General features: G+C 71.3%; 17 protein-coding genes and 1 pseudogene. 16 read left to right on the forward strand and 2 right to left on the reverse strand.

What is annotated here, in order from left to right:
• The first annotated feature begins 59 nt into the window (after positions 1-59).
• Both ACN28C_RS07135 and ACN28C_RS07140 read left to right on the forward strand, forming a co-directional pair.
• Positions 60-4430 carry a HAMP domain-containing protein gene (locus ACN28C_RS07135; RefSeq protein WP_422772761.1) on the forward strand — a complete coding sequence of 1457 codons (4371 nt, stop codon included), beginning with the start codon at positions 60-62 and terminating at the stop codon, positions 4428-4430.
• A gap of 43 nt (positions 4431-4473) precedes the next feature.
• The gene (locus ACN28C_RS07140; RefSeq protein ID WP_422772762.1) at positions 4474-5028 is read left to right on the forward strand and encodes a response regulator; all 555 of its coding nucleotides are present in this window, start codon (positions 4474-4476) and stop codon (positions 5026-5028) included.
• A gap of 27 nt (positions 5029-5055) precedes the next feature.
• Here the strand turns inward: ACN28C_RS07140 and ACN28C_RS07145 are convergent, their stop codons facing one another.
• Positions 5056-5391: an STAS domain-containing protein gene (locus ACN28C_RS07145; RefSeq protein WP_422772763.1), complete on the reverse strand. Its 336-nt coding sequence runs from the start codon at positions 5389-5391 to the stop codon at positions 5056-5058.
• A gap of 153 nt (positions 5392-5544) precedes the next feature.
• Between ACN28C_RS07145 and hemL the strand changes: the two genes are divergently transcribed.
• The 10 genes and pseudogenes from hemL to ACN28C_RS07195 all read left to right on the forward strand — a co-directional run bounded on the left by hemL (position 5545) and on the right by ACN28C_RS07195 (position 14276).
• The gene (hemL, locus tag ACN28C_RS07150) at positions 5545-6882 is read left to right on the forward strand and encodes a glutamate-1-semialdehyde 2,1-aminomutase (protein WP_422772764.1); all 1338 of its coding nucleotides are present in this window, start codon (positions 5545-5547) and stop codon (positions 6880-6882) included.
• Positions 6879-7538 carry a histidine phosphatase family protein gene (locus ACN28C_RS07155; protein WP_421495776.1) on the forward strand — a complete coding sequence of 220 codons (660 nt, stop codon included), beginning with the start codon at positions 6879-6881 and terminating at the stop codon, positions 7536-7538. Before hemL ends, ACN28C_RS07155 begins: the two co-directional genes overlap by 4 nt.
• Positions 7538-8170 (forward strand): annotated as a pseudogene (locus ACN28C_RS07160) (TlpA family protein disulfide reductase); the annotation flags it as partial. The gene ACN28C_RS07155 and the pseudogene ACN28C_RS07160, both read left to right, overlap by 1 nt.
• A gap of 71 nt (positions 8171-8241) precedes the next feature.
• Positions 8242-9144 carry a cytochrome c biogenesis CcdA family protein gene (locus tag ACN28C_RS07165; protein ID WP_422772765.1) on the forward strand — a complete coding sequence of 301 codons (903 nt, stop codon included), beginning with the start codon at positions 8242-8244 and terminating at the stop codon, positions 9142-9144.
• Entirely contained in the window at positions 9144-10832 is a 1689-nt protein-coding gene (resB, locus tag ACN28C_RS07170) for a cytochrome c biogenesis protein ResB (protein WP_422772766.1), read from the forward strand. The genes ACN28C_RS07165 and resB overlap by 1 nt, the downstream gene beginning before the upstream one ends.
• Positions 10832-11851 (forward strand): c-type cytochrome biogenesis protein CcsB, encoded by a 1020-nt coding sequence (gene ccsB, locus ACN28C_RS07175; protein ID WP_422772767.1) that lies wholly within the window; start codon positions 10832-10834, stop codon positions 11849-11851. The genes resB and ccsB overlap by 1 nt, the downstream gene beginning before the upstream one ends.
• A gap of 456 nt (positions 11852-12307) precedes the next feature.
• Complete coding sequence (locus ACN28C_RS07180; RefSeq protein WP_421495769.1) at positions 12308-12496, forward strand: DUF397 domain-containing protein; 189 nt, start codon at positions 12308-12310, stop codon at positions 12494-12496.
• Between the two features lie 206 nt (positions 12497-12702).
• Entirely contained in the window at positions 12703-13044 is a 342-nt protein-coding gene (locus tag ACN28C_RS07185; protein ID WP_421495768.1) for an ArsR/SmtB family transcription factor, read from the forward strand.
• Between the two features lie 3 nt (positions 13045-13047).
• The gene (locus ACN28C_RS07190; RefSeq protein ID WP_422772768.1) at positions 13048-13611 is read left to right on the forward strand and encodes an SRPBCC family protein; all 564 of its coding nucleotides are present in this window, start codon (positions 13048-13050) and stop codon (positions 13609-13611) included.
• On the forward strand, positions 13611-14276 hold the full coding sequence (locus ACN28C_RS07195) for a dihydrofolate reductase family protein (protein ID WP_422772769.1): 666 nt from the start codon (positions 13611-13613) through the stop codon (positions 14274-14276). Before ACN28C_RS07190 ends, ACN28C_RS07195 begins: the two co-directional genes overlap by 1 nt.
• A gap of 55 nt (positions 14277-14331) precedes the next feature.
• Here ACN28C_RS07195 and ACN28C_RS07200 read toward each other — a convergent pair whose 3' ends face one another.
• Positions 14332-16032 carry a glycoside hydrolase family 43 protein gene (locus ACN28C_RS07200; protein ID WP_422772770.1) on the reverse strand — a complete coding sequence of 567 codons (1701 nt, stop codon included), beginning with the start codon at positions 16030-16032 and terminating at the stop codon, positions 14332-14334.
• A 141-nt stretch (positions 16033-16173) separates the two neighbouring features.
• On the opposite strand from ACN28C_RS07200, the gene ACN28C_RS07205 reads away from it, so the two are divergent.
• From ACN28C_RS07205 to ACN28C_RS07220, 4 genes are all read left to right on the forward strand, one after another.
• On the forward strand, positions 16174-16824 hold the full coding sequence (locus ACN28C_RS07205; RefSeq protein ID WP_422772771.1) for a CGNR zinc finger domain-containing protein: 651 nt from the start codon (positions 16174-16176) through the stop codon (positions 16822-16824).
• Between the two features lie 121 nt (positions 16825-16945).
• Positions 16946-18427: an ATP-binding protein gene (locus tag ACN28C_RS07210; RefSeq protein WP_422772772.1), complete on the forward strand. Its 1482-nt coding sequence runs from the start codon at positions 16946-16948 to the stop codon at positions 18425-18427.
• A gap of 337 nt (positions 18428-18764) precedes the next feature.
• Positions 18765-19169 (forward strand): hypothetical protein, encoded by a 405-nt coding sequence (locus tag ACN28C_RS07215; protein ID WP_422772773.1) that lies wholly within the window; start codon positions 18765-18767, stop codon positions 19167-19169.
• 91 nt (positions 19170-19260) lie between these two features.
• The gene (locus ACN28C_RS07220) at positions 19261-20724 is read left to right on the forward strand and encodes a menaquinone biosynthesis decarboxylase (RefSeq protein ID WP_422772774.1); all 1464 of its coding nucleotides are present in this window, start codon (positions 19261-19263) and stop codon (positions 20722-20724) included.
• The last annotated feature ends 96 nt before the right edge of the window (positions 20725-20820 follow it).

The raw sequence follows: 20820 nt of genomic DNA on the forward strand, positions 1-20820 counted from the left end.
CACCTGGCGGCGCCGGCCGGCCGGGTCGGCCCACCTCCTTCCAACCCGAGCGAGGAACGATGACCACGGCGAAACAGATCTCTGCCGAGGAGCGGTCCGCCGCCGAGCACGCGGTGCTGCTCAGCGAGCTCGCCGAAGCGCTGCGGCGGGTCGGCCGCGGCGATCTGAAGGTACGGCTGCCACGCCGGGCCGGTGCGGCCGGCGAGGTGGCGGACGCCTTCAACGACGTCGTCTCCCTCCAGGAACGGCAGCATCTCGACCTGCGGCGAATCAGCCGGATCGTCGGCCGGGACGGCCGGCTCACCGAACGGCTGGACGAGGAAGGGCTGGAGGGCTCCTGGGCCGACGGGCAGCGGGCGATCAACTCGCTCATCGACGACCTCGGCCGGCCGACCACCGAGATCGCCCGGGTAATCGTGGCGGTGGCCGACGGCGACCTCTCGCAGCACATGGCGCTGGAGATGGACGGCCGCCCGCTGCGCGGTGAATACCTGCGGATCGGCCGCACCGTGAACACGATGGTGGACCAGCTCTCGTCCTTCTCCAACGAGGTGACCCGGGTCGCCCGGGAGGTCGGCATCGAGGGCGAGCTGGGCGGCCAGGCCGACGTACGCGGCGTCGCCGGCACCTGGAAGGACCTCACCGATTCGGTGAACACCATGGCGTCGAACCTGACGCACCAGGTGCGGTCGATCTCCCAGGTGACCACGGCGATGGCCCGGGGCGACCTCTCGCAGAAGATCACGGTCTCCGCCAAGGGCGAGGTCGCCGAGCTGGCGCACACCATCAACGGGCTCACCGACACGCTCCGGCTCTTCGCCGAGCAGGTGACCCGGGTGGCCCGGGAGGTCGGCACCGAGGGAAAGCTCGGCGGCCAGGCCGAGGTGCCGAACGTCGCCGGGACCTGGAAGGACCTGACCGACAGCGTCAACTCGATGGCGTCGAACCTCACCGCCCAGGTGCGGAACATCGCCCAGGTCTCGACCGCGGTCGCCCGGGGCGACCTGAGTCAGAAGATCACTGTGGCCGCGCAGGGCGAGATCCTGGAGTTGAAGGACACCGTCAACACGATGGTGGACCAGTTGTCGTCGTTCGCCGACGAGGTGACCCGGGTGGCCCGGGAGGTGGGCATCGAGGGGAAGCTCGGCGGCCAGGCCCAGGTACGCGGTGTCGCCGGCACCTGGCGGGCGCTCACCGAGAACGTCAACCAGCTCGCCGGCAACCTCACCTCGCAGGTCCGGAACATCTCCCAGGTCTCCACGGCGGTGGCCAAGGGCGACCTGAGCCAGAAGATCACCGTCGACGCCCGGGGCGAGATCCTGGAGTTGAAGTCGACGGTGAACACGATGGTGGATCAGCTCTCGTCGTTCGCCGACGAGGTGACCCGGGTGGCCCGGGAGGTGGGCACCGAGGGCAAGCTCGGCGGTCAGGCCGAGGTGAAGGGGGTCTCCGGTACCTGGCGGGACCTGACCGACAACGTGAACTCGATGGCGTCGAACCTCACCTCGCAGGTCCGGAACATCGCCTCGGTGACCACCGCGGTGGCCCGGGGTGACCTGGGTCAGAAGATCACGGTCGACGCCCGGGGCGAGATCCTGGAGTTGAAGTCGACGGTGAACACGATGGTGGACCAGTTGTCGTCGTTCGCCGACGAGGTGACCCGGGTGGCCCGGGAGGTGGGCACCGAGGGCAAGCTCGGCGGCCAGGCCCAGGTACGCGGCGTCGCCGGCACCTGGCGGGACCTGACCGACAACGTGAACTCGATGGCGTCGAACCTCACCGCCCAGGTCCGGAACATCGCCCAGGTCTCCACGGCGGTGGCCAAGGGCGACCTGTCGCAGAAAATCACGGTCGACGCCCAGGGGGAGATCCTGGAGTTGAAGTCGACGGTGAACACGATGGTGGATCAGCTCTCGTCGTTCGCCGACGAGGTGACCCGGGTGGCCCGGGAGGTGGGCACCGAGGGGAAGCTCGGCGGTCAGGCGCAGGTGAAGGGCGTTTCCGGTACCTGGCGGGACCTGACCGACAACGTGAACTCGATGGCGTCGAACCTCACCTCGCAGGTCCGGAACATCGCCTCGGTGACCACCGCGGTGGCCCGGGGTGACCTGGGTCAGAAGATCACCGTCGACGCGCAGGGCGAGATCCTGGAGCTGAAGGACACCGTCAACACGATGGTCGACCAGCTCTCGTCCTTCGCCGACGAGGTGACCCGGGTGGCCCGGGAGGTCGGCACCGAGGGCAAACTCGGCGGTCAGGCGCAGGTGAAGGGGGTCTCCGGCACCTGGCGGGATCTGACCGAAAACGTCAATCAGCTCGCCTCCACGCTGACCACCCAGCTCCGGGCGATCGCCCAGGTCTCCACGGCGGTGACCACCGGTGACCTGACACAGCGGATCACCGTGCAGGCCCAGGGCGAGGTCGCGGAGCTGAAGGACAACATCAACCAGATGATCGTCACGCTCCGCGAGACCACCAAGAAGAACGCGGAGCAGGGCTGGCTCGACTCCAACCTGGCCCGGATCGGCGGCCTGCTCCAGGGGCAGCGCGATCTCGTCGAGGTCTGCCGCATGATCATGACCGAGGTGACCCCGCTTGTCGACGCGCAGCTCGGCGCGTTCTTCCTCGCCGACAACGAAGAGGCGGTGATGCGGCTGCGGCTCACCGCCTCGTACGGCTACGTGGCCCGGCACCACGACGTCACCTTCGGCCCCGGTGAAGGGCTGGTCGGGCAGGCAGCGCTCTCCCGGCGGACGATCCGGGTCGGCGCACCGCCGAACGGCAACCTAACGGTCCGCTCCGGACTCGCCGCCACGCCCCCGGCCGACCTGGTGGTGCTGCCGGTGCTCTTCGAGGGGGAGCTGCTCGGCGTCATCGAGTTCGCCAGCGTCTCGCCCTTCTCCGACCTGCACCTGGCGTTCCTGGAGCGGCTGGTGCTCACCATCGGCATCGCGGTGAACACCATCCAGGCCAACCGGCGGACCGAGGAACTGCTCTCCCAGTCCCAGCGGCTCGCGCACGAGCTCCAGGAGCAGTCCGCCGAACTCCAGCGCACCAACGCCGAGCTGGAGGACAAGGCGCAGCTCCTCTCCGAGCAGAAGGGCAACATCGAGACGAAGAACCGGGAGATCGAACTGGCCCGGATCGGTCTGGAGGACAAGGCGCAGCAGCTGGCCCGGGCGTCGGCGTACAAGTCGGAGTTCCTGGCCAACATGAGCCACGAGCTGCGTACGCCGCTCAACTCGCTGCTGCTGCTGGCCCGGCTGCTGGCGGACAACTCCGAGAGCAACCTGACCGAGAAGCAGATCGAGTTCGCCCGCACGATCCACAGCGCCGGCTCCGACCTGCTCTCCCTGATCGACGACATCCTCGACCTGTCGAAGATCGAGGCGGGCCGGATGGACGTCGAGCCGACCGAGGTGCGGTTCTCCGAGATCCGCGCCTATGTCGAGCAGGCGTTCGCGCCGCAGGCCGAGGAGCAGGGCCTGGACTTCCAGGTCCGGATCTCCAAGGAGTTGTCACCGACCCTGGTCACCGATGCCCAGCGGTTGCAGCAGATCCTGCGCAACCTGCTCTCCAACGCCGTCAAGTTCACCGACAACGGCGCGGTGACGCTGCGGATCGGGCCGGCGCCGGAGGGGGCCTTCTTCGACGTGCCGGCGCTGGCCACGGCGCGCCAGGTGGTGGCGTTCACGGTCATCGACACCGGGATCGGGATCTCGGACGACAAGCTCGGGCTGATCTTCGAGGCGTTCCAGCAGGCCGACGGCACCACCAGCCGGCGGTACGGCGGAACCGGCCTCGGGCTCTCGATCAGCCGTGACCTGGCCCGGCTGATCGGCGGCACCATCACGGTGTCGTCGGCACCGGGGCAGGGCTCGACGTTCACCCTCTTCGTGCCGGACGTGCTGGCCCCGGACGCGGTGGTCGCGCCGACACCGGTGCCGCCGCTACAGACCAACCGGGGCGGGCTGCCGGCCATGCTGCGCACCTCGCCGGAGGTGGACCGGCCGGTGACGCCGGCGGTCCGCCAGCTCGACGGCGCCACGGTGTTGATCATCGACGACGACGTACGTAACGTCTTCGCCCTGACCAGCGCGTTGGAGCTGCACGGCATGACCGTGCTCTACTCGGACAACGGCGTGGACGGGGTACGCCTGCTCGCCGAGCATCCGGAGGTGGACATCGTGTTGATGGACGCGATGATGCCCGACCAGGACGGTTACGAGACGACCCGGGCGATCCGCCGCAACCACCGCTTCACGGACCTGCCGGTGGTGTTCCTGACCGCCAAGGCGATGCCCGGCGACCGGGAGTCGGCGCTGGGTGCCGGGGCGAGCGACTACATCACCAAGCCGGTGGACCTGGACGAGTTGATCGAGCTGATGGCCTCCTGGGTCAACGGAGATGGGCGGGAGGTCGAGGAGTGACCGTGTCCGAGGCGGGGACGATCCGGAGCGGGGGGACGATCCAGTGAGCGAGGTTGCCAAAGCCCTGCTGGTCGACGACCGGCGGGAGAACCTGATGGCGCTCGAGGCGATCCTCCAGGGGTTGCCGGTGCAGTCGGTCGCGGTGGAGAGCGGCGAGGCGGCGCTCAAGCAGCTTCTGGTGGAGGACTTCGCGGTCATCCTGCTGGACGCCCAGATGCCGGAGATGGACGGCTTCGAGACCGCGAGTCACATCAAGCGGCGGGAACGCACCCGGCACGTACCGATCATCTTCCTCACCGCCGCCGACCGGGACGCCCAGCTCGCGCTCCGCGGGTACGCGGTCGGCGCCGTCGACTACCTGACCAAGCCGTTCGACCCGTGGGTGCTCCGGGCCAAGGTCTCGGTCTTCGTCGAACTCTGGGTGAAGACCCGGCAGCTCGCCGCGCAGTCGGAGCTGGTCCGGGAGCGGGACAACCAGTGGCGGTCGATGACCGAGGCGGTCGACGACGCCGTCGCGCTGCTGCGCTCGGACGATCCCGAGAGCCGGGAGCGGGCGGTGGAGATGCTGGAGCAGGCACGCTGGGGAGCCGTGGCCTGACGGCCGTCGCCGAGCCGACGGCGTGGGTCAGCCGGTTGCCTGCTCGTTGCGGATCATCAGGGCGGAGCGGAGACCGGTGATGTCCAGCACCCGGAGCAGGAACTCGCCGACATTGGTCAGTAGCAGCAGGCTCTGCGCGTGGCTGGCCTTGCGGCTGAGCACCACCAGCGTGCCGAGGCCCTGTGAGTCGCAGAACGTCACATCCGCCAGATCCAGCACGATCCGGGGCGGTGCGTCGGTGAGCATCTCGTTGACGACACTGGACAGCCTGGCGGCGGTGAGCATGTCGATCTCGCCGGCGAGGCGAAGGATCGCCTCGTCGGTCGTCCGCTGCACGCCGATGGTCAGCTCCGCCCGGTTCACCCGATCAGCCTATCGCGACCCACCCGAACCGGCCTGTCGATGGCACACCGCCCCGCCGGAGGGCGTTCCCGCGCCGACGGCAGTCGTGACGTGGGCGACGGCGGAAGGGGTGGGTGCCGGGCGCACAGGTAGCGCTGACAGAATGGCGGGACCGTGACTGAGACGTACCCCGCCGGCCCCGGTCGCTATCCGGCCGAGGCACCGGCCTCCGAGGCCCTGTTCGACCGCGCCCGCACACTCGTGCCGGGCGGGGTGAACTCTCCCGTACGCGCCTTCCTGGCCGTCGGCGGCACGCCCCGGTTCATGGCCCGGGGCGAGGGGGCGTGGCTGGTCGACGCCGACGGGCGGCGCTACGTCGACCTGGTCTGCTCCTGGGGGCCGCTGATCCACGGGCACGCCCACCCCGAGGTGGTCGAGGCGGTGCGGGCCGCCGCCGCCCTCGGCACCAGCTTCGGCACCCCGACCGAGGGCGAGGTCGAGCTGGCCGCCGAGATCGTCGCGCGTACCCGGGTCGAGCAGGTCCGGCTGGTCAACTCGGGGACCGAGGCGACCATGTCGGCGATCCGGCTGGCCCGGGGCTTCACCGGGCGGGGCACGGTCGTCAAGTTCGCCGGCTGCTACCACGGGCACGTCGACGCGCTGCTCGCCTCGGCCGGCTCGGGGGTCGCCACCCTCGGCCTGCCCGACTCGCCCGGGGTCACCGGCGCGGCGGCGAGCGAGACCATCGTGCTCCCCTACAACGACGTGGCCGCGGTCGAGGCGGCCTTCGCGGCACGCGGGCCGGAGATCGCCGCGGTCATCACCGAGGCCGCGCCCGGCAACATGGGCGTGGTGGCGCCCCGGGACGGGTTCAACCAGGCGCTGGCCCGGATCGCCCACGCGCACGGCGCGCTGCTGATCGTGGACGAGGTGATGACCGGGTTCCGGGTCTCGGCGGGCGGCTGGGCCGGGCTCGATCCGGTCGACGCCGACCTCTACACCTTCGGCAAGGTGATGGGCGGCGGGCTGCCGGCGGCGGCGTTCGGCGGGCGGGCCGAGGTGATGGGGCGGCTCGCCCCGGCCGGCCCGGTCTACCAGGCCGGCACGCTCTCCGGTAACCCGCTGGCCACCGCCGCCGGGCTCGCCACGCTACGGCTGGCCGACGCGGCGACGTACCGACGGCTGGACGACACGGCCGCCACCGTGGGCAGGCTGGCCGGCGACGCGCTGGCCGCCGCCGGGGCGCCGCACCGGCTCTCGTACGCCGGGAACATGTTCTCGATCTTCTTCACCGACGCGGACGTGTACGACTACGACACCGCGCGGACCCAGGACGTGGCGGCGTTCCGGGCGTTCTTTCACGCGATGCTGGCCGGCGGGGTCTACCTGCCGCCCAGCTCCTTCGAATCGTGGTTCGTCTCGACGGCGCTGGACGACGCCGCGCTGGAGCAGGTCGCGGCGGTCGTGCCGGTCGCGGCGCAGGCTGCGGCGGCGGCCGGTCACGGGGGGTGACAAACGTGGGCAGCAGGACGGTCGTGCACGTGCTCCGGCACGGTGAGGTCTACAACCCGGACAGGATCCTCTACGGCCGGCTGCCAGGCTACCGCCTCTCCGAGCTCGGGGTGCAGATGGCGAAGGCCGCCGCGCAGGCACTCGCCGACCGGAACGTCACGCACGTGGTGGCGAGTCCGCTGGAGCGGGCCCAGCAGACCGCCGAGCCGATCGCCGGGCAGTTCGGGCTGCCGGTCGGGGTGGACGAGCGGCTGATCGAGAGCACCAACTGGTTCGAGGGCAAGCGCGTCTCGCCCGGCGACGGCTCGTTCCGGGACCCGCGCAACTGGTGGGTGCTGCGCGACCCGGTCACCCCGTCCTGGGGCGAGGCGTACACGGCGATCGCGGAGCGGATGTTCGGGGCACTGCACGCGGCCCGGATCGCCGCCGAGGGGCGGGAGGCGGTCTGCGTCTCGCACCAGCTTCCGATCTGGACCCTGCGCCGCTACGCCGAGCGCAAGCGTCTCTGGCACGACCCCCGCAAGCGGCAGTGCGGGCTGGCCAGCCTGACGTCCTTCCACTTCGACGGTGCCAAGATCGTCGGGATCGGCTACACCGAGCCGGCCGCGCACCTGATCGCCATGTCGCCGACGGCCCGGACAGCCAAGGGGGCATGATGAGCCGCCCCCGGCGGGCCGCCGGCCCCGGTGCGCTCGTCGCGTTCGCGGTCGCCGTCTCCGCCACCGTCGCCGCCGTGACGCTGGCCCTGGCCGGCTGCTCGGGCGGCGGTGCCGGAGGCGCGGGCGGCGGCGACTGGCGGGACGACTGCCCGACGGAGGGCGGCATCGTCGAGTGCGCGCCCGAGCACCGTCCGCCGGCTCCGGCGGTCGCCGGTGAGCTGCTGACCGGCGAGGCGTACGACCTGACCCGGGATCGCGGCCACGTGGTGGTGGTCAACTTCTGGGGCTCCTGGTGCGCGCCGTGCCGCGCCGAGGCCGACGACCTGGAGGCGACCTACCAGGCGACGAGGGACCGGGGCGTACGGTTCCTCGGAATCAACATCCAGGACGGGCGGGACAAGGCGAAGGCGTTCGAGGCGGCGTACAAGGTCGATTATCCGAGCCTCTTCGACCCGCCGAGCCGGCTCGCGCTGGCCTTCGACATCCCGCCGAACTCGATCCCGGCCACCATCGTGCTCGATCGGGAGCACCGGATCGCGGTGGTGATCCGGGCCGGGACGACCCGGGCCACCCTGGAGCCGATCGTCACCCGGATCGCGGGCGAGGCCCCGCCACCGGCCGGCCCGGCGGGTGGATCGACCGCGCCGGGTCCGGATGCCTCGGGCGGGCCGGGTCCGGATGCCTCGGGCGGGCCGGGCTGATGGGCGAGACCTTCGCCGAGCTTGCCCGGAGCGGGCCGGTGCTGCTGGCGATCGGGGCGGCTGCGCTGGCCGGTCTGGTGAGCTTCCTGTCCCCGTGCGTGCTGCCGCTGGTGCCCGGATACCTGTCGTACGTGACCGGGCTGGCCGGCAGCGACCTGGAGCGGCGCCGCACCGCGACCGACCCTGCCCCCGTGGGCACCCTCGGAGCGCCGGCCGGTGGCGGAGAGCCGGCCGGTGGCGGGGAGTCGGTGGGGAGCGGGGAGTCGGTGGGGAGCGGGGTGGCGGTGGTCGCCGGGCCGGCGATCCGGAGCACGCCCGGGATGGTCCGGGGCCGGGTGCTCGCCGGCACGCTGCTCTTCATTGCCGGCTTCACCGCCGTCTTCACCCTGACTGCCGTGCTGGTCACCGCCGCCGGCCAGGCGCTCTTCGCGCAGAAGCGACCCCTGGAGATCGGCATCGGGCTCGTGATCATCGTGCTCGGCTTTGCCTACCTGGGGCTGGTCCCCGGGATGCAGCGGGAGTTCCGGATCCGGCGACTGCCCAACGCCGGGCTGCTCGGCGCCCCGGTCTTCGGCGCGGTCTTCGCGCTCTCCTGGGTGCCCTGCGTCGGCCCGACCCTCAGTGCCGTGGTCGGGATGGGGACGGCGAGCGGCCAGGCCGACCGGGCCGCCGTGCTCGCCGTCGCGTACTGCCTGGGGCTTGGGCTGCCCTTCGTCGCCTTCGGGCTCGGCTTCGACCGGCTGCTCGGGCTCTTCCGGGCGGTGCGCCGCAACAGCCGCTGGGTCACCCGGGTCGGCGGCGCCTTGCTGATTCTCATCGGGCTGGCCCTGGTCACCGGCGGTTGGCAGGACCTGGTGATCTGGTTGCAGACCACGGTCGGGGTCGGCGAGGTGAGCATCTGATGCCGGGCCGGGAGCCGGAGCGGGCGACCGGAGCCGGTGCCGGCGCGCCGGCCGGGGTGGTCGATCCGGCGCCGCCGGCCGCCGGCGGCCCGGCCGGAGGTGTCGAACCGCCCCGGGGAGGCCGGGTGCCGCGCCCGCTGGCACTGCTGCGCAACTCGTGGCGGCAGCTCACCAGCATGCGTACGGCGCTGATCCTGCTCTTCCTGCTCGCGGTGGCCGCCATCCCCGGCTCGGTGCTGCCGCAGCGCAACATCAACATCGAGAACGTCGACCGGTACGCCGTCGAGCATCCCGACCTCTACCCGATCCTGGACCGGATCGGCGGCTTCGACGTCTACGCCTCGCCGTGGTTCTCCGCGATCTACGTACTCCTCTTCACCTCGCTGGTCGGCTGCATCGTGCCGAGGCTGCGCGACCATTTCCGCGCGCTGCGCGCCGTGCCGCCGCCCGCCCCGAAGCGGCTGGACCGGCTGCCGCAGCACGCGGTGCTGGCCGACCACGACGGTGACCTGGCGGCGATCGCGGCGATGCTGCGGAAACGGCGCTGGCGGGTGGCGGTCCGGGGCGACACGGTCTCGGCGGAGAAGGGATATCTCAAGGAGACCGGCAACCTGCTCTTCCACTTCTCGCTGATCGGGGTGCTGCTCGGGATCGGGCTCGGGTCCTGGTACGGCTGGCACGGCAACCGGCTGCTGGTCGCCGGCCCGGAGAACGCCTTCTGCAACACCCTCCAGCAGTATGCCGAGTCGAAGCTGGGGCACCGGGTGGACGGCGGTGACCTGCCGCCGTTCTGCCTGGAGCTGGCGGACTTCACGGCGACGTTCCTGCCAACCGGGCAGCCGGAGTCGTTCCGGGCCGAGGCGATCGTGGAGCAGGGGGACCGGGAGCCGTACCGGGCGGGTTTCTCGGTCAACGATCCGTTGCGGCTGGACGGGGCCAGTGTCTACCTGCTCGGGCACGGCTACGCGCCGATCCTCCGCTACACCGACCGCAATGGCGAGACGCAGACAAGCGACGACGCGTTCCTCACCATCGACGGCAACCTGACCAGCGAGGGAGTGGCGGCCTTCCCGGACGTCAACCTGGATCCGGTGACCGGTGCGCGCAACCCCGACCTCCAGGTCGCCTTCGAAGGGCTGTACCTCCCGACCGCACCGGACTCGCCGCCCTTCGTCCGCTCGACCTACCCGGCGGAGCGTTCCCCGGCGGTGATGCTCTTCGCCTACCGGGGCAACCTGGGGCTGGACGCCGGGGTGCCCGGTTCGGTCTACCGCCTCGACCAGCGCCAGGTGAGCAGTGGCAGGCTCACGCAGGTCGGCGACGCCAAGCTGTTGCGCCCCGGTGAGAAGTGGACGCTGGACGACGGCACGTCGGTGGAGTTCCTCGGCACCCGCCAGTACGTCACCATCTCCGTCCGCTACGACCCGGGCGAGCGGATCGTGCTGATCAGCTCGGTGCTGCTGCTGGTCGGGCTGATGCCGTCGCTGTTCGGGCGCCGCCGCCGGGTCTGGTTCCGGCGCACGACGGGTCGTAGTAGTTTGGTGGAGGTCGGTGGCCTGCCGCGTACCGAGTACGCCGGGTTCGCCGACGAGTTCGCCCGGCTCGTCGCCGAGACGCGACCCGGGCGCCCGGGAGACGACGACGAGCCGCGACCCGGCGGAGTGCGACCCGACGAGGAGACCGACTGATGGCTGCGCTGTCCGACCAACTTCTGGTGGTCGCGGTCCTCGCCTACCTGCTGGCGATGATCTGCCACGCCGTCGAGTACGCCTTCGGCACCCGCAGCGTCATCGGCCGCGCGGCGACCCGACCGGAGCGCGAGCGGGTTCTTGTCGGTGCCGGTGCTGGTGCTGGTGCTGGTGGCGGCATCGGCATCGGTGGCAGCATCGGTGGTGGTCCGGTCGACGTGGACGACGTGGTGGCGCCGGGGGGTGGGACGCCGGCCTCCCGGGCGGTGCTGGCCGGGCGGGCCGCCGTCGCGCTCACCGTGCTCGCCGCCCTGGCCCACCTCGCCGTACTTGTCACCCGGGGCGTCGCCGCCGAGCGCATGCCGTGGGGCAACATGTACGAGTACCTGCTCTCGGTCACCTTCGTCGGGGTGGTCGGCTGGCTGGTGCTGCTCCAGCGGCGTACGACACTGCGCCACCTCGGGCTCTTCGTCACGCTGACCATGGTGCTGCTGCTGGCGGTCGCCGGGATGGTGCTCTACGTGCCGATCGTGCCGCTGGTGCCCGCACTCGACTCCTACTGGTTCGTCGTGCACGTGGCGACGATCGCCACCTCCTCCGGCATCCTGCTGCTCGGCGCGGTGCCGGCGGTGATGTACCTGATCCGGGACGGCTACGACCGGGGCAGGCGGAGTTTCCCGTACAGCCTCGGTGCACGGTTGCCGGCCGCCGACACGCTGGAGCGGCTGACCTTCCGGCTGCACGCCTTCGCCTTCCCGCTCTTCACCTTCGGGGTGATGGCCGGCGCCGTCTGGGCCGAGGCGGCCTGGGGGCGGTACTGGGGCTGGGACCCGAAGGAGGTCTGGGCCTTCATCTCCTGGGTGGTCTACGCCGGCTACCTGCACGCCCGCGCGACACCGAGCGTGAAGCGCCCGGCGGCGACCTGGATCGCCGTGCTCGGCTTCCTGACCATGCAGATGAACCTCTACGGCGTCAACATCTTCTTCGAGGGCCTCCACTCCTACGCCGGCCTAGACTGACCCCCTCTCCCCCCCTCTCTCTCTGTAGGTCGAAGATCGCGGATCTTGGAACCGGATGGTCGCCATAGCGACTCTCCCGTTCCAAGATCCGGGATCTTTTTGTTTCGACGTGGTGGTGGGGGGAGCCAGGCGAGGAAGCGGGTGGTGAGGGTGGCGGTGTCGGTGTGGGGCTGGTCGGCCAGGGCGGTGAGCAGCTTGCGGGCGAGGTGTAGTCGCAGCCCCTGCCGGTCGTCCTGAAACATCGCCAGCAGGGCGAGCCGGGCCGGTTGGCAGGGCCACTTCCCTCCGCAGGTGCGGCAGAGGAAGAGTGGGCGGATCGGCAGGTGCGGGCGGAAGCCGGCGAAGAACAGATAGGTCATCGCCGGGCCCGCTCGGCCGCCCGTGCCCGGATCGCCCGTGAGAAGCGGCTGTTGGTGGTCCTGGCGCGGGCCGGTTGATACGGGAAGTGGCGGAGAGATGGATCTGACCGGCGCGGTGTGGGTCAAGAGCACGCGGAGCAGCGGCAACGGCGGTAACTGCGTGGAGGTGGCGGGCAACCTGCCCGGGGTGGTGGGGGTGCGGGACAGCAAGGACCGGCCGGGGCCGGCGCTGCTCTTCGCCCCGGCGGCCTGGCGCGCCTTCGTCCGGGCCCTTCCGCCCCGCTGACGCCCCGCCAATCCCTCCCACCGCCAACCCCTCCCACCCGGCACCCCACACCCGGCACGATCTGTCGGCGATCTCGGGCCGCCGCCAACCCGGCGGCGGCCCGGATGCTCTTCGCGTGGTTGAGCGGGGTCCTGTCGTAGCGCAGGGCGGCCCGTGGCGTCCCCGTCCCGCTTGACGCTTTCCGATATCGGAAGATGATGGCTGCCGTGGCACGAGCAGCGACGACGTCGGACGCGTTCAACGCGATCGCCGAGCCGCAGCGCCGGGACATCCTGGCGCTGCTGCGGGCGGGTGAGTGGCCGGTGACCGACCTCGCCCAGGAGCTGGGGATGAGCCAGTCGCAGGCTTCCAAGCACCTGCGGGTGCTCCGGGAGGTGGGGCTGGTGCGGGTCCGCGAGGCGGGCAAGCAGCGCCTCTACGGCCTGGACGCCCGAGGTCTGCGGCCCGTCCACGAGTGGGTGGGCGGGTTCGAGCGGTTCTGGAACGAGAGCTTCGACCGGCTGGACACCTACGTGCAGGAACTCAAGCAGACACGTCAGGAGGACTGACCGATGGCAGGCACAGGCACAGGGACAGGGCGGGAGACGCGGGCGGAGTCGGCGACGGCCGACCGGGAGATCACGATCTCCCGGGTGATCGACGCCCCACGGGAGCTGGTCTTCGAGGCGTTCACCGAGGTCCGGCACCTGTCGCGGTGGTGGGGGCCGGACGGCTTCACCACCACGACCCGGTCCTTCGAGTTCCGGGTCGGCGGGGAGTGGGACTTCGTGATGCACGGGCCGGACGGGACCGACTACTCCGAGTGGATCACCTGGACCGAGATCGTCCCGCCGGAGCGGATCGCGCTGCTGCACGGCGAGTCCCGCGACGACCCGAACGCCTTCGAGTCGACCCTGACCTTCACGCCGGACGACGCCGCGCCGACCGTCGGGCCGGAGGGTGCGGCTACCCGGATCGTGATGCGCACGGTGTTTCCCAGCAGGCAACTGCGCGACGACGCGGTCGAGAAGTACCACGCGATCGAGGGCGGCCAGCAGACCCTGCGCAACCTGGCGACCTACGTCGGCGAGATCGCCGGAAAGAATGAGATCGCCGCAAAGAAAGAGAGCCGTTGATGGCCGGGAAGGTGTTCTTCAGCGTGTCGATGTCGCTGGACGGCTTCAGCGCTCCCGAGTCGATGGAAGGCCCCCTCGCCACGCCCGAGCAGCGGAAGCAGGACCCGAGGCTGGAGCGCTGGATGGCGCAGTGGATGGAACTGCAGGCGTGGATCTTCCCACAGCGGTTCTTCCGGGAGAACCTCAAACTGGGCGAGGGCGGCGAGGAGGGGCGCGACAACGACATCGCCCGGGAGACGTTCGCGCGCACCGGCTCAAGCGTCATGGGCAAGCGCATGTTCGACGGCGGCGAGCAGGCATGGCCGGAGGAGGCGCCCTTCCACACCCCCGTCTTCGTCGTCACCCACCAGCGGCGCGACCCCTGGGAACGGCCGGGCGGGACCACCTTCCACTTCGTCAACGACGGCATCCACAGCGCGCTGGGTCAGGCCCGCGACGCCGCCGGCGAGCGGGACATCCGCATCGCCGGCGGCAGCGAGACGATCGTGCAGTACCTCAACGCCGGCCTGGTCGACGAGTTCTCGATCGCGCTCTCACCCGTGCTGTTCGGCGCCGGCACCCGCCTGTTCGACGGCGTGGACGCGTCCAGGATCGCGCTGGAGCCGATCCGGTCGGAGTCGTCGTCACGGGCGACCCATCTGAGCTATGCCGTGCACCCTCGGTAACCGACCATGCCCCCGCGGTTGTCCGGGGCGAGGGTGGCCAGCCGGGCGAGGGTGGCTAGCCACGGTGCGGGGGCTGCGGCCGGTTGATCTCGTAGGTCGCCGAGTCGAAGTCGGCGAAGCCGCCGTCGGCGCCGAGATCCTGCACCCAGAGGCCGACGAAGGCGCCGGTGAAGCCCCACGCCTCCGGCTCGCCCTCCACCCGGCGTACCGCGTGCTCGTCGGAGAGGATTGTCGCGTCCAGCTCGACGGGAAGCTCCCGCCAGTCGTCGTCGACCCCGTCCACCGCCGCCGACGTGCCGGGCGCGTAGCCGAAGGTGAGGACCGGACCGGCGAGGCGGACACGCAGGCGTACCCGGTCGAGGTTGCCGGCGTCGACCCGGCAGCTGGCGTGCTGGACGCGGTGGCCGCCGTCGCAGGACATCACCTCGAGCACGCGCCGGCCGTCGTCGTCCGCCGTCAGGTAGAGGTAGTGCCAGTTCTGGCTGTTGTAGTACGCGGTGATGCCGGCGAGCTGCCGGTAGCTGTCCGGGCGGAACTCCATCGTCGCGGTCAGCGTGCAGTGCGTGCCGGTGACGCGCCGGGCCACCAGGCTGGGGCGCTGCCGCCCGACCGGCGACTGCCCGCCGTAGACCCGCAGGTAGGAGGGGCGGGCCGTGAGCTGGACCCAGTCCGGCGTGGCCGGGCGGCGCAGCGTCGACCAGTCGGGGCCGAGCTCCGGCGCGTCGAAGTCGTCGTGGTCGAACCCGGGATCGGCGCCGGCCGCGCTGATCGAGGAGGAGGTGCCGGCCGGCGCCGGCACCGTCACGGCGGGGACGCCGCCGTCGACGCGCGGCCAGCCGTCCTGGTCCCAGGTCACCCGCTGGATCGCGGTCTCCCGGCCGAGCACGCAGCGGCCGAGTGGCGAGTAGGGTCGCGCCACGAGATGCGCCATGTACCACTGGTCGTCCGGGGTGCGGACCAGGCTGCCGTGCCCGGCCTTCTGCAACTCGAGCTCGGGCCGCCCGGCCGAGGTCAGCATCGGGCCGTCGGGGTCGACCTCGTAGGGGCCGAACAGCTCGCGCGACCGTGCCACCGTGACCTGGTGTGGCCAACTGGTTCCGCCCTCGGCGGTGACGAGGTAATACCAGCCGTCCCGACGGTAGATCCGGGGTGCCTCGGTCAACCCCACCGGGGTCCCCTCGAAGATGATCCGCTCCGCGCCGACCAGCTTGCGGGCCGCCCGGTCGTACCGCTGGATCTGGATGCCGGCAAACCGGTTGCGGCCCTCGCGCCAGTCGGCGGTCATCGACAGCAGCCAGCTCGTGCCGTCGTCGTCGTGGAAGAGCGACGGGTCGAACCCGCGGGCGTGCAGCGGCACCGGATCGCTCCACGGCCCGGCAAGGTCGGCGGCGGTGACCAGGTAGTTCTGGGAGTCCCAGTAACCCATGGCAAAGCTGGAGACGTCGGTGTAGACGAGGTGGAACAGGCCGTCGGCGTAGCTCAGGTCCGGGGCCCAGACCCCGGCCGAGTCGGCGGCGCCGCGCAGGTCGAGCAGCCGCCGCTCGGTGAGGATGCCGCCGAGCGGCCGCCAGTGCGCCAGGTCCGTCGAGTGGTGCAGGCGTACGCCCGGACACCACTCGAAGGTCGACGTGGCGATGTAGTAGTCGGTGCCGACCCGCAGGATGACCGGGTCCGGGTGGAAGCCGGGCAGCACCGGGTTGTGAATCAGCCCGCCCTCGCTCGGGGTCGTCGCGGCGCCTCGTGTCGCGGCTGTCATGTCGTCCTTTCCAGGATCGTCCCACCGGTCGGCGCCTCGTCGGGCGGGAGCGGGCGCAGCCGATTGTTACCGCCAAATAGACTTACGGAGGGAACGGTAGCGGGGTAGGCTCGATTGTCGCAACAGGTAAATTGCGCTCTGATGGAAACGGCGGACGACGTGACCCGGATGCGGGACGTGACCCGGATGCGGATCGTCGGAGGAAGCCTGGCGCTCGACTACGTCAACACGCGCAGTGGACCGCCGGACGGTCCCCCCGGCGACGACATCCTGCACCGCTACGACGACCTGGTGGCCTGGGCCGGTGGGATCGGCCTGCTCGACCATGCGGAGGTGGCGGCGCTGCGCCGGCAGGCGGCTGAGCAGCCGGCTCGGGCCCGTGCCGCGTACCGGCGTGCCCTGGAGGTCCGGGAACTCCTCGACGGCCTGTTCCGGGCGGCGGCCATGGGCGGGCAGCCCGCCGCCGCCGACCTGACCAGGCTCCGCGACGGCGCGGCGGAGGCGTACGCCCACGCGCGGCTCGTCCCCGGTGCGGCCGGCTTCCGGTGGGGCTGGCCCGGCCAGGCCGAGCTCGCCGGTCCGCTGTGGCCGATCGTCCACGCCGCCGTCGAGCTGCTGACGACCGGCCCGCTCGACCGGATCAAGGCGTGCGGGGGCTGCCGCTTCCTCTTCGTCGACGAGAGCAAGAACCGCAGCCGTCGCTGGTGCAGCATGGAGGACTGCGGCACCGCCGCCAAGATCCGACGGTACGTCGCCCGCCGCGCCGCCACCCGCGCCGGCGCCGGCGGCTGACGCGTCCGGCGGCTGACGCGTCCGGCGGCTGACGCGTCCGGCGGCTGACGCGTCCGGCGGCCAGGCATCCGAGTTAGAAGTACGATTCTTAGAAGTGTACTTCTAATGGAGGGCGGCGCTGGTGGGGGTTCCGAAGCCGGCGGAGATCTTCGATCGGGACACCGAGTGGGCCGAGTTGTCCCGCTTCGTCGCCGACGACCGGGCGGGTGCGACGCTGGGCGTGGTCAGCGGGCGGCGGCGACAGGGCAAGACGCTCCTTCTCTACGAGCTCGCCCGCGCCACCGGCGGCTTCTACTTCGGCGCCACCGAGGCCACGCCGGCCGACTCGTTGCGCCGGCTCGGGGTGGCGCTCGGGCAGCACACCGATGCCCCGGGTCCGGTCGAGCTGCCCGACTGGGAGCACGCGGTCGACGCCCTGCTCGCGCTCGGGCGCAGCCGCCCGACCACCGTCGTGCTCGACGAGTTTCCCTACCTGGCCCGGTCCAGCCGGAACCTGCCCTCCGTCCTGCAGCACGCGCTGACGCCGGGGCGCGGCGAGCGCACCGGATCGCGTACCCGGATCCTGCTCTGCGGGTCGGCGCTCTCGTTCATGGGCGGGCTGCTCGCCGGCTCGGCCCCACTGCGCGGCCGGGCCGGCCTGGAACTGCCGATCCAGCCGCTGGACTACCGTGCCGCGGCGCGGTTCTGGGGACTCGCCGACCCGGCACTGGCCGTCCGGGTCTTCGCGATCGTCGGGGGCACGCCGGCCTACCGGCGGGAGTACGTCTCCGACGACGCCCCCGCAGACCTGGCCGACTTCGACGACTGGGTGGCACGTGCCGTGCTCAACCCGGCCCGGCCGCTCTTCCGGGAGGCGCGCTATCTGCTCGCGGAAGATCCGGACCTGCGGGAGACGGCCCTCTACCACTCCGTGCTCGCCGCCGTCGCCGAGGGCAACGCCACCCGGGGCGGGATCGCCGGATACATCGGGCGCAAGGCGACCGACCTGCAACATCCGCTGACGGTGCTGGAGGACGTCGGCCTGCTCGTCCGCGCTCCTGACCCGTTCCGGCCCGGCCGGAGCAGTTACCGGATCACCGAACCGCTTGTGACGTTCTATCAGGCGGTGATGCGCCCGGCCTGGACCGCGCTGGAACAGCGTCGCGGGGCGGACGTTTGGCGACGCTCCCAGCGCCGGTACGCGAGCGCCGTGCTCGGCCCCTGCTTCGAGGGGCTGGTCCGGGAGTGGGTGCTGCGGTTCGCCGCTCCGGAGACCCTGGGTGGCCCGGTCGCCGACGTCGGCTCGGCCGTGCTCAGCGACCCGGCCGGCCGGACGAGCCACGAACTCGACCTCGTCGCGGTCGGCGAGCCGCCGCTCGGCGACGGACCACGCCCGCTCCTGGCGATCGGCGAGGTCAAGTGGGGTCGCCGGCTCGGCGAGCCCGATCTCGACCGGCTACACCGGATCCGTACGCTGCTGCGCGGCCGTGCCGGTCACGACACCCGCGACGTACGGCTGGTGCTGGCCAGTGCCGAGGGCTTCACCGAGCAGCTCGCGGCGGCCTCGTCCGGGCGCCCGGACGTCGTCCTGGTCGACCCGCACCGCCTCTACACCGGCGACTGACCGAGCGCCGGTAACCGGCGGCGGCCCTGATCCCGCACCCGGCTCTCCGGGTGCGGGACATTCTTGTAGATCTTGACGACTTGTTGTCGTCGGAGCGACAACAAGTCGTCAAGATCTATTGAAGGGTCTCCGCTGCTGGCGGAGTCTCGGGGTTGGTGGAGCGGGTTCGCCGGGGTGGAGGGCCGGGGGGTGGAGGGGCGGGGCGGACGGCCGGAGGACCTCTCGTTGGTGGCGGTGCGGCCTGTCGTGGGCGAATCTTGCTATTGACAAGATGCTCGTCGTCCCGGAATCTTGACGATGACAAGTTGAGTATCGTGCCACCACCGGGGAGACCGCCATGTCGTCCGCGACCCAGACCACCGCCGCCGTCCTGCTGATCACCGTCTCGACCATCGCGTTCGGCGGATTGTCTCTGCTCATGCAGCTCGTCCGGCGGATACCCGGCTATCTGGACAATCCCGTCCGGCGGGCGCTCTGGACCGCCGGGCACGCGCACGCGGGCGTACTGGTGCTCTTCGCCCTCGTCGCGCTCCTCTACCTGGACCGGAGTGACTACGGAGACGGGATGCGGATGCTGATCCGTACCCTCCTGGTCGCCGCCCCGATCCTGATGCCGCTCGGCTTCTTCCTCTCCGTCGTCCGCCCCTCGGACACCCGGCCCAACCGGCTGATCTGGCTGGCGGTGGCCGGCGGGATCGGCCTGGTGGCCGGCACCCTGCTGCTCGGCATCGGTCTGCTCTGAGGCACCGGCCCGCTCCGTGCCGGCGGGAGGCCGGTCACGCCGGGGGACCCGGCCGTGCCGCGCCGGTCGGCGGTGCGACAGACTAGCCAGCATGGCGGCTCGTGGCTTCCCGTACACCGATCTCCGGGAGTTCCTCACCGCGCTGGAGGGCGCCGGAGAGTTGCGCCGGGTCCCGGTGCCGGTCGACCCGACGCTGGAGATCAGCGAGGTGGTAACCCGGACCGTTCGGGCGAACGGCCCGGCCCTGCTCTTCGAGCGCCCGACCCGGGGCGAGATGCCGGTGGCGATCAACCTCTTCGGCACCGAGCGCCGGATGGCGATGGCGCTCGGCGTCGACCGGCTCGACGAGATCGGCGACCGGATCGGTGCGCTGGTCAAGCCGGAGCTGCCGGTCGGCTGGTCCGGCATTCGCGAGGGCCTGGGCAAGGTGATGCAGCTCAAGTCCGTACCGCCGAGGAAGGTCAGGACCGCTCCCTGCCAGCAGATCGTCTACCGGGGTGACGACGTCGACCTGAACCGGCTCCCCGGTCTCCAGGTCTGGCCCGGCGATGGCGGGATCTTCCACAACTACGGGCTGACCCACACCAAGCACCCGGAGACCGGCAAGCGCAACCTCGGGCTCTACCGGCTGCAGCAGCACTCCCAGAACACCCTCGGCATGCACTGGCAGATCCACAAGGACTCCACCGCGCACCACGCCGTCGCGGAACGCCTCGGTCAGCGGTTGCCGGTGGCGATCGCCATCGGTTGCGACCCGGTGGTTTCCTACGCCGCCTCGGCCCCGCTCCCCGGCGACATCGACGAATATCTCTTCGCGGGCTTCCTCCGGGGCGAGCGGGTCGAGATGGTCGACTGCCTGACCGTGCCGCTCCAGGTGCCGGCGCACGCCCAGATCGTGCTGGAGGGCTACCTGGAGCCGGGCGAGCGGCTGCCCGAGGGGCCCTTCGGCGACCACACCGGCTTCTACACCCCGGTCGAGCCGTTTCCGGTACTGCACATCGAGTGCATGACCACGCAGCGGGAGCCGGTCTACCACTCGATCATCACCTCCAAGCCGCCGCAGGAGGACCACGGCCTCGGCAAGGCCACCGAGCGGATCTTCCAGCCGCTGCTCAAGCTGCTGATCCCGGACATCGTCGACTACGACCTGCCGGCCGCCGGCGTCTTCCACAACTGCGCGATCATCTCGATCCGCAAGCGCTACCCGAAGCACGCACAGAAGGTGATGAACGCGATCTGGGGCGCCCACCTGATGTCGCTGACCAAGCTGATCGTGATCGTCGACGAGGACTGCGACGTGCACGACTACGCCGAGGTCGCCTGGCGGGCCTTCGGCAACGTCGACTACGCCCGCGACCTGCTGCTCACCGATGGGCCGGTGGACCACCTGGACCACTCGTCGTACCAGCAGTTCTGGGGCGGCAAGGCCGGGGTGGACGCGACCCGCAAGCTGCCGACCGAGGGCTACACCCGAGGCTGGCCGGAGGAGATGACCATGTCGCCGGAGATCCGGTCGCTGGTCGACAAGCGCTGGAAGGAGTACGGGATCTCGTGAGCGCGAGGAGTGAGCTTGCGAGCCCCGCAGTCGCGAACGGAAGGTGGCTCGGGTGAGCGCGAGGAGTGAGCTTGCGAGCCCCGCAGTCGCGAACGG

This window comes from Plantactinospora sp. WMMC1484 (assembly GCF_049315195.1).
Lineage (GTDB): Bacteria > Actinomycetota > Actinomycetes > Mycobacteriales > Micromonosporaceae > Plantactinospora.

Coding starts and splice junctions, on each gene's coding strand:
- ACN28C_RS07135 (WP_422772761.1), top strand. CDS start 60: ATGACCACGGCGAAACAGATCTCTGCCGAGGAGCGGTCCGCCGCCGAG.
- ACN28C_RS07165 (WP_422772765.1), top strand. CDS start 8,242: ATGGGCGAGACCTTCGCCGAGCTTGCCCGGAGCGGGCCGGTGCTGCTG.
- resB (WP_422772766.1), top strand. CDS start 9,144: ATGCCGGGCCGGGAGCCGGAGCGGGCGACCGGAGCCGGTGCCGGCGCG.
- ccsB (WP_422772767.1), top strand. CDS start 10,832: ATGGCTGCGCTGTCCGACCAACTTCTGGTGGTCGCGGTCCTCGCCTAC.
- ACN28C_RS07180 (WP_421495769.1), top strand. CDS start 12,308: ATGGATCTGACCGGCGCGGTGTGGGTCAAGAGCACGCGGAGCAGCGGC.
- ACN28C_RS07190 (WP_422772768.1), top strand. CDS start 13,048: ATGGCAGGCACAGGCACAGGGACAGGGCGGGAGACGCGGGCGGAGTCG.
- ACN28C_RS07195 (WP_422772769.1), top strand. CDS start 13,611: ATGGCCGGGAAGGTGTTCTTCAGCGTGTCGATGTCGCTGGACGGCTTC.
- ACN28C_RS07200 (WP_422772770.1), bottom strand. CDS start 16,032: ATGACAGCCGCGACACGAGGCGCCGCGACGACCCCGAGCGAGGGCGGG.
- ACN28C_RS07205 (WP_422772771.1), top strand. CDS start 16,174: ATGGAAACGGCGGACGACGTGACCCGGATGCGGGACGTGACCCGGATG.
- ACN28C_RS07215 (WP_422772773.1), top strand. CDS start 18,765: ATGTCGTCCGCGACCCAGACCACCGCCGCCGTCCTGCTGATCACCGTC.
- ACN28C_RS07220 (WP_422772774.1), top strand. CDS start 19,261: ATGGCGGCTCGTGGCTTCCCGTACACCGATCTCCGGGAGTTCCTCACC.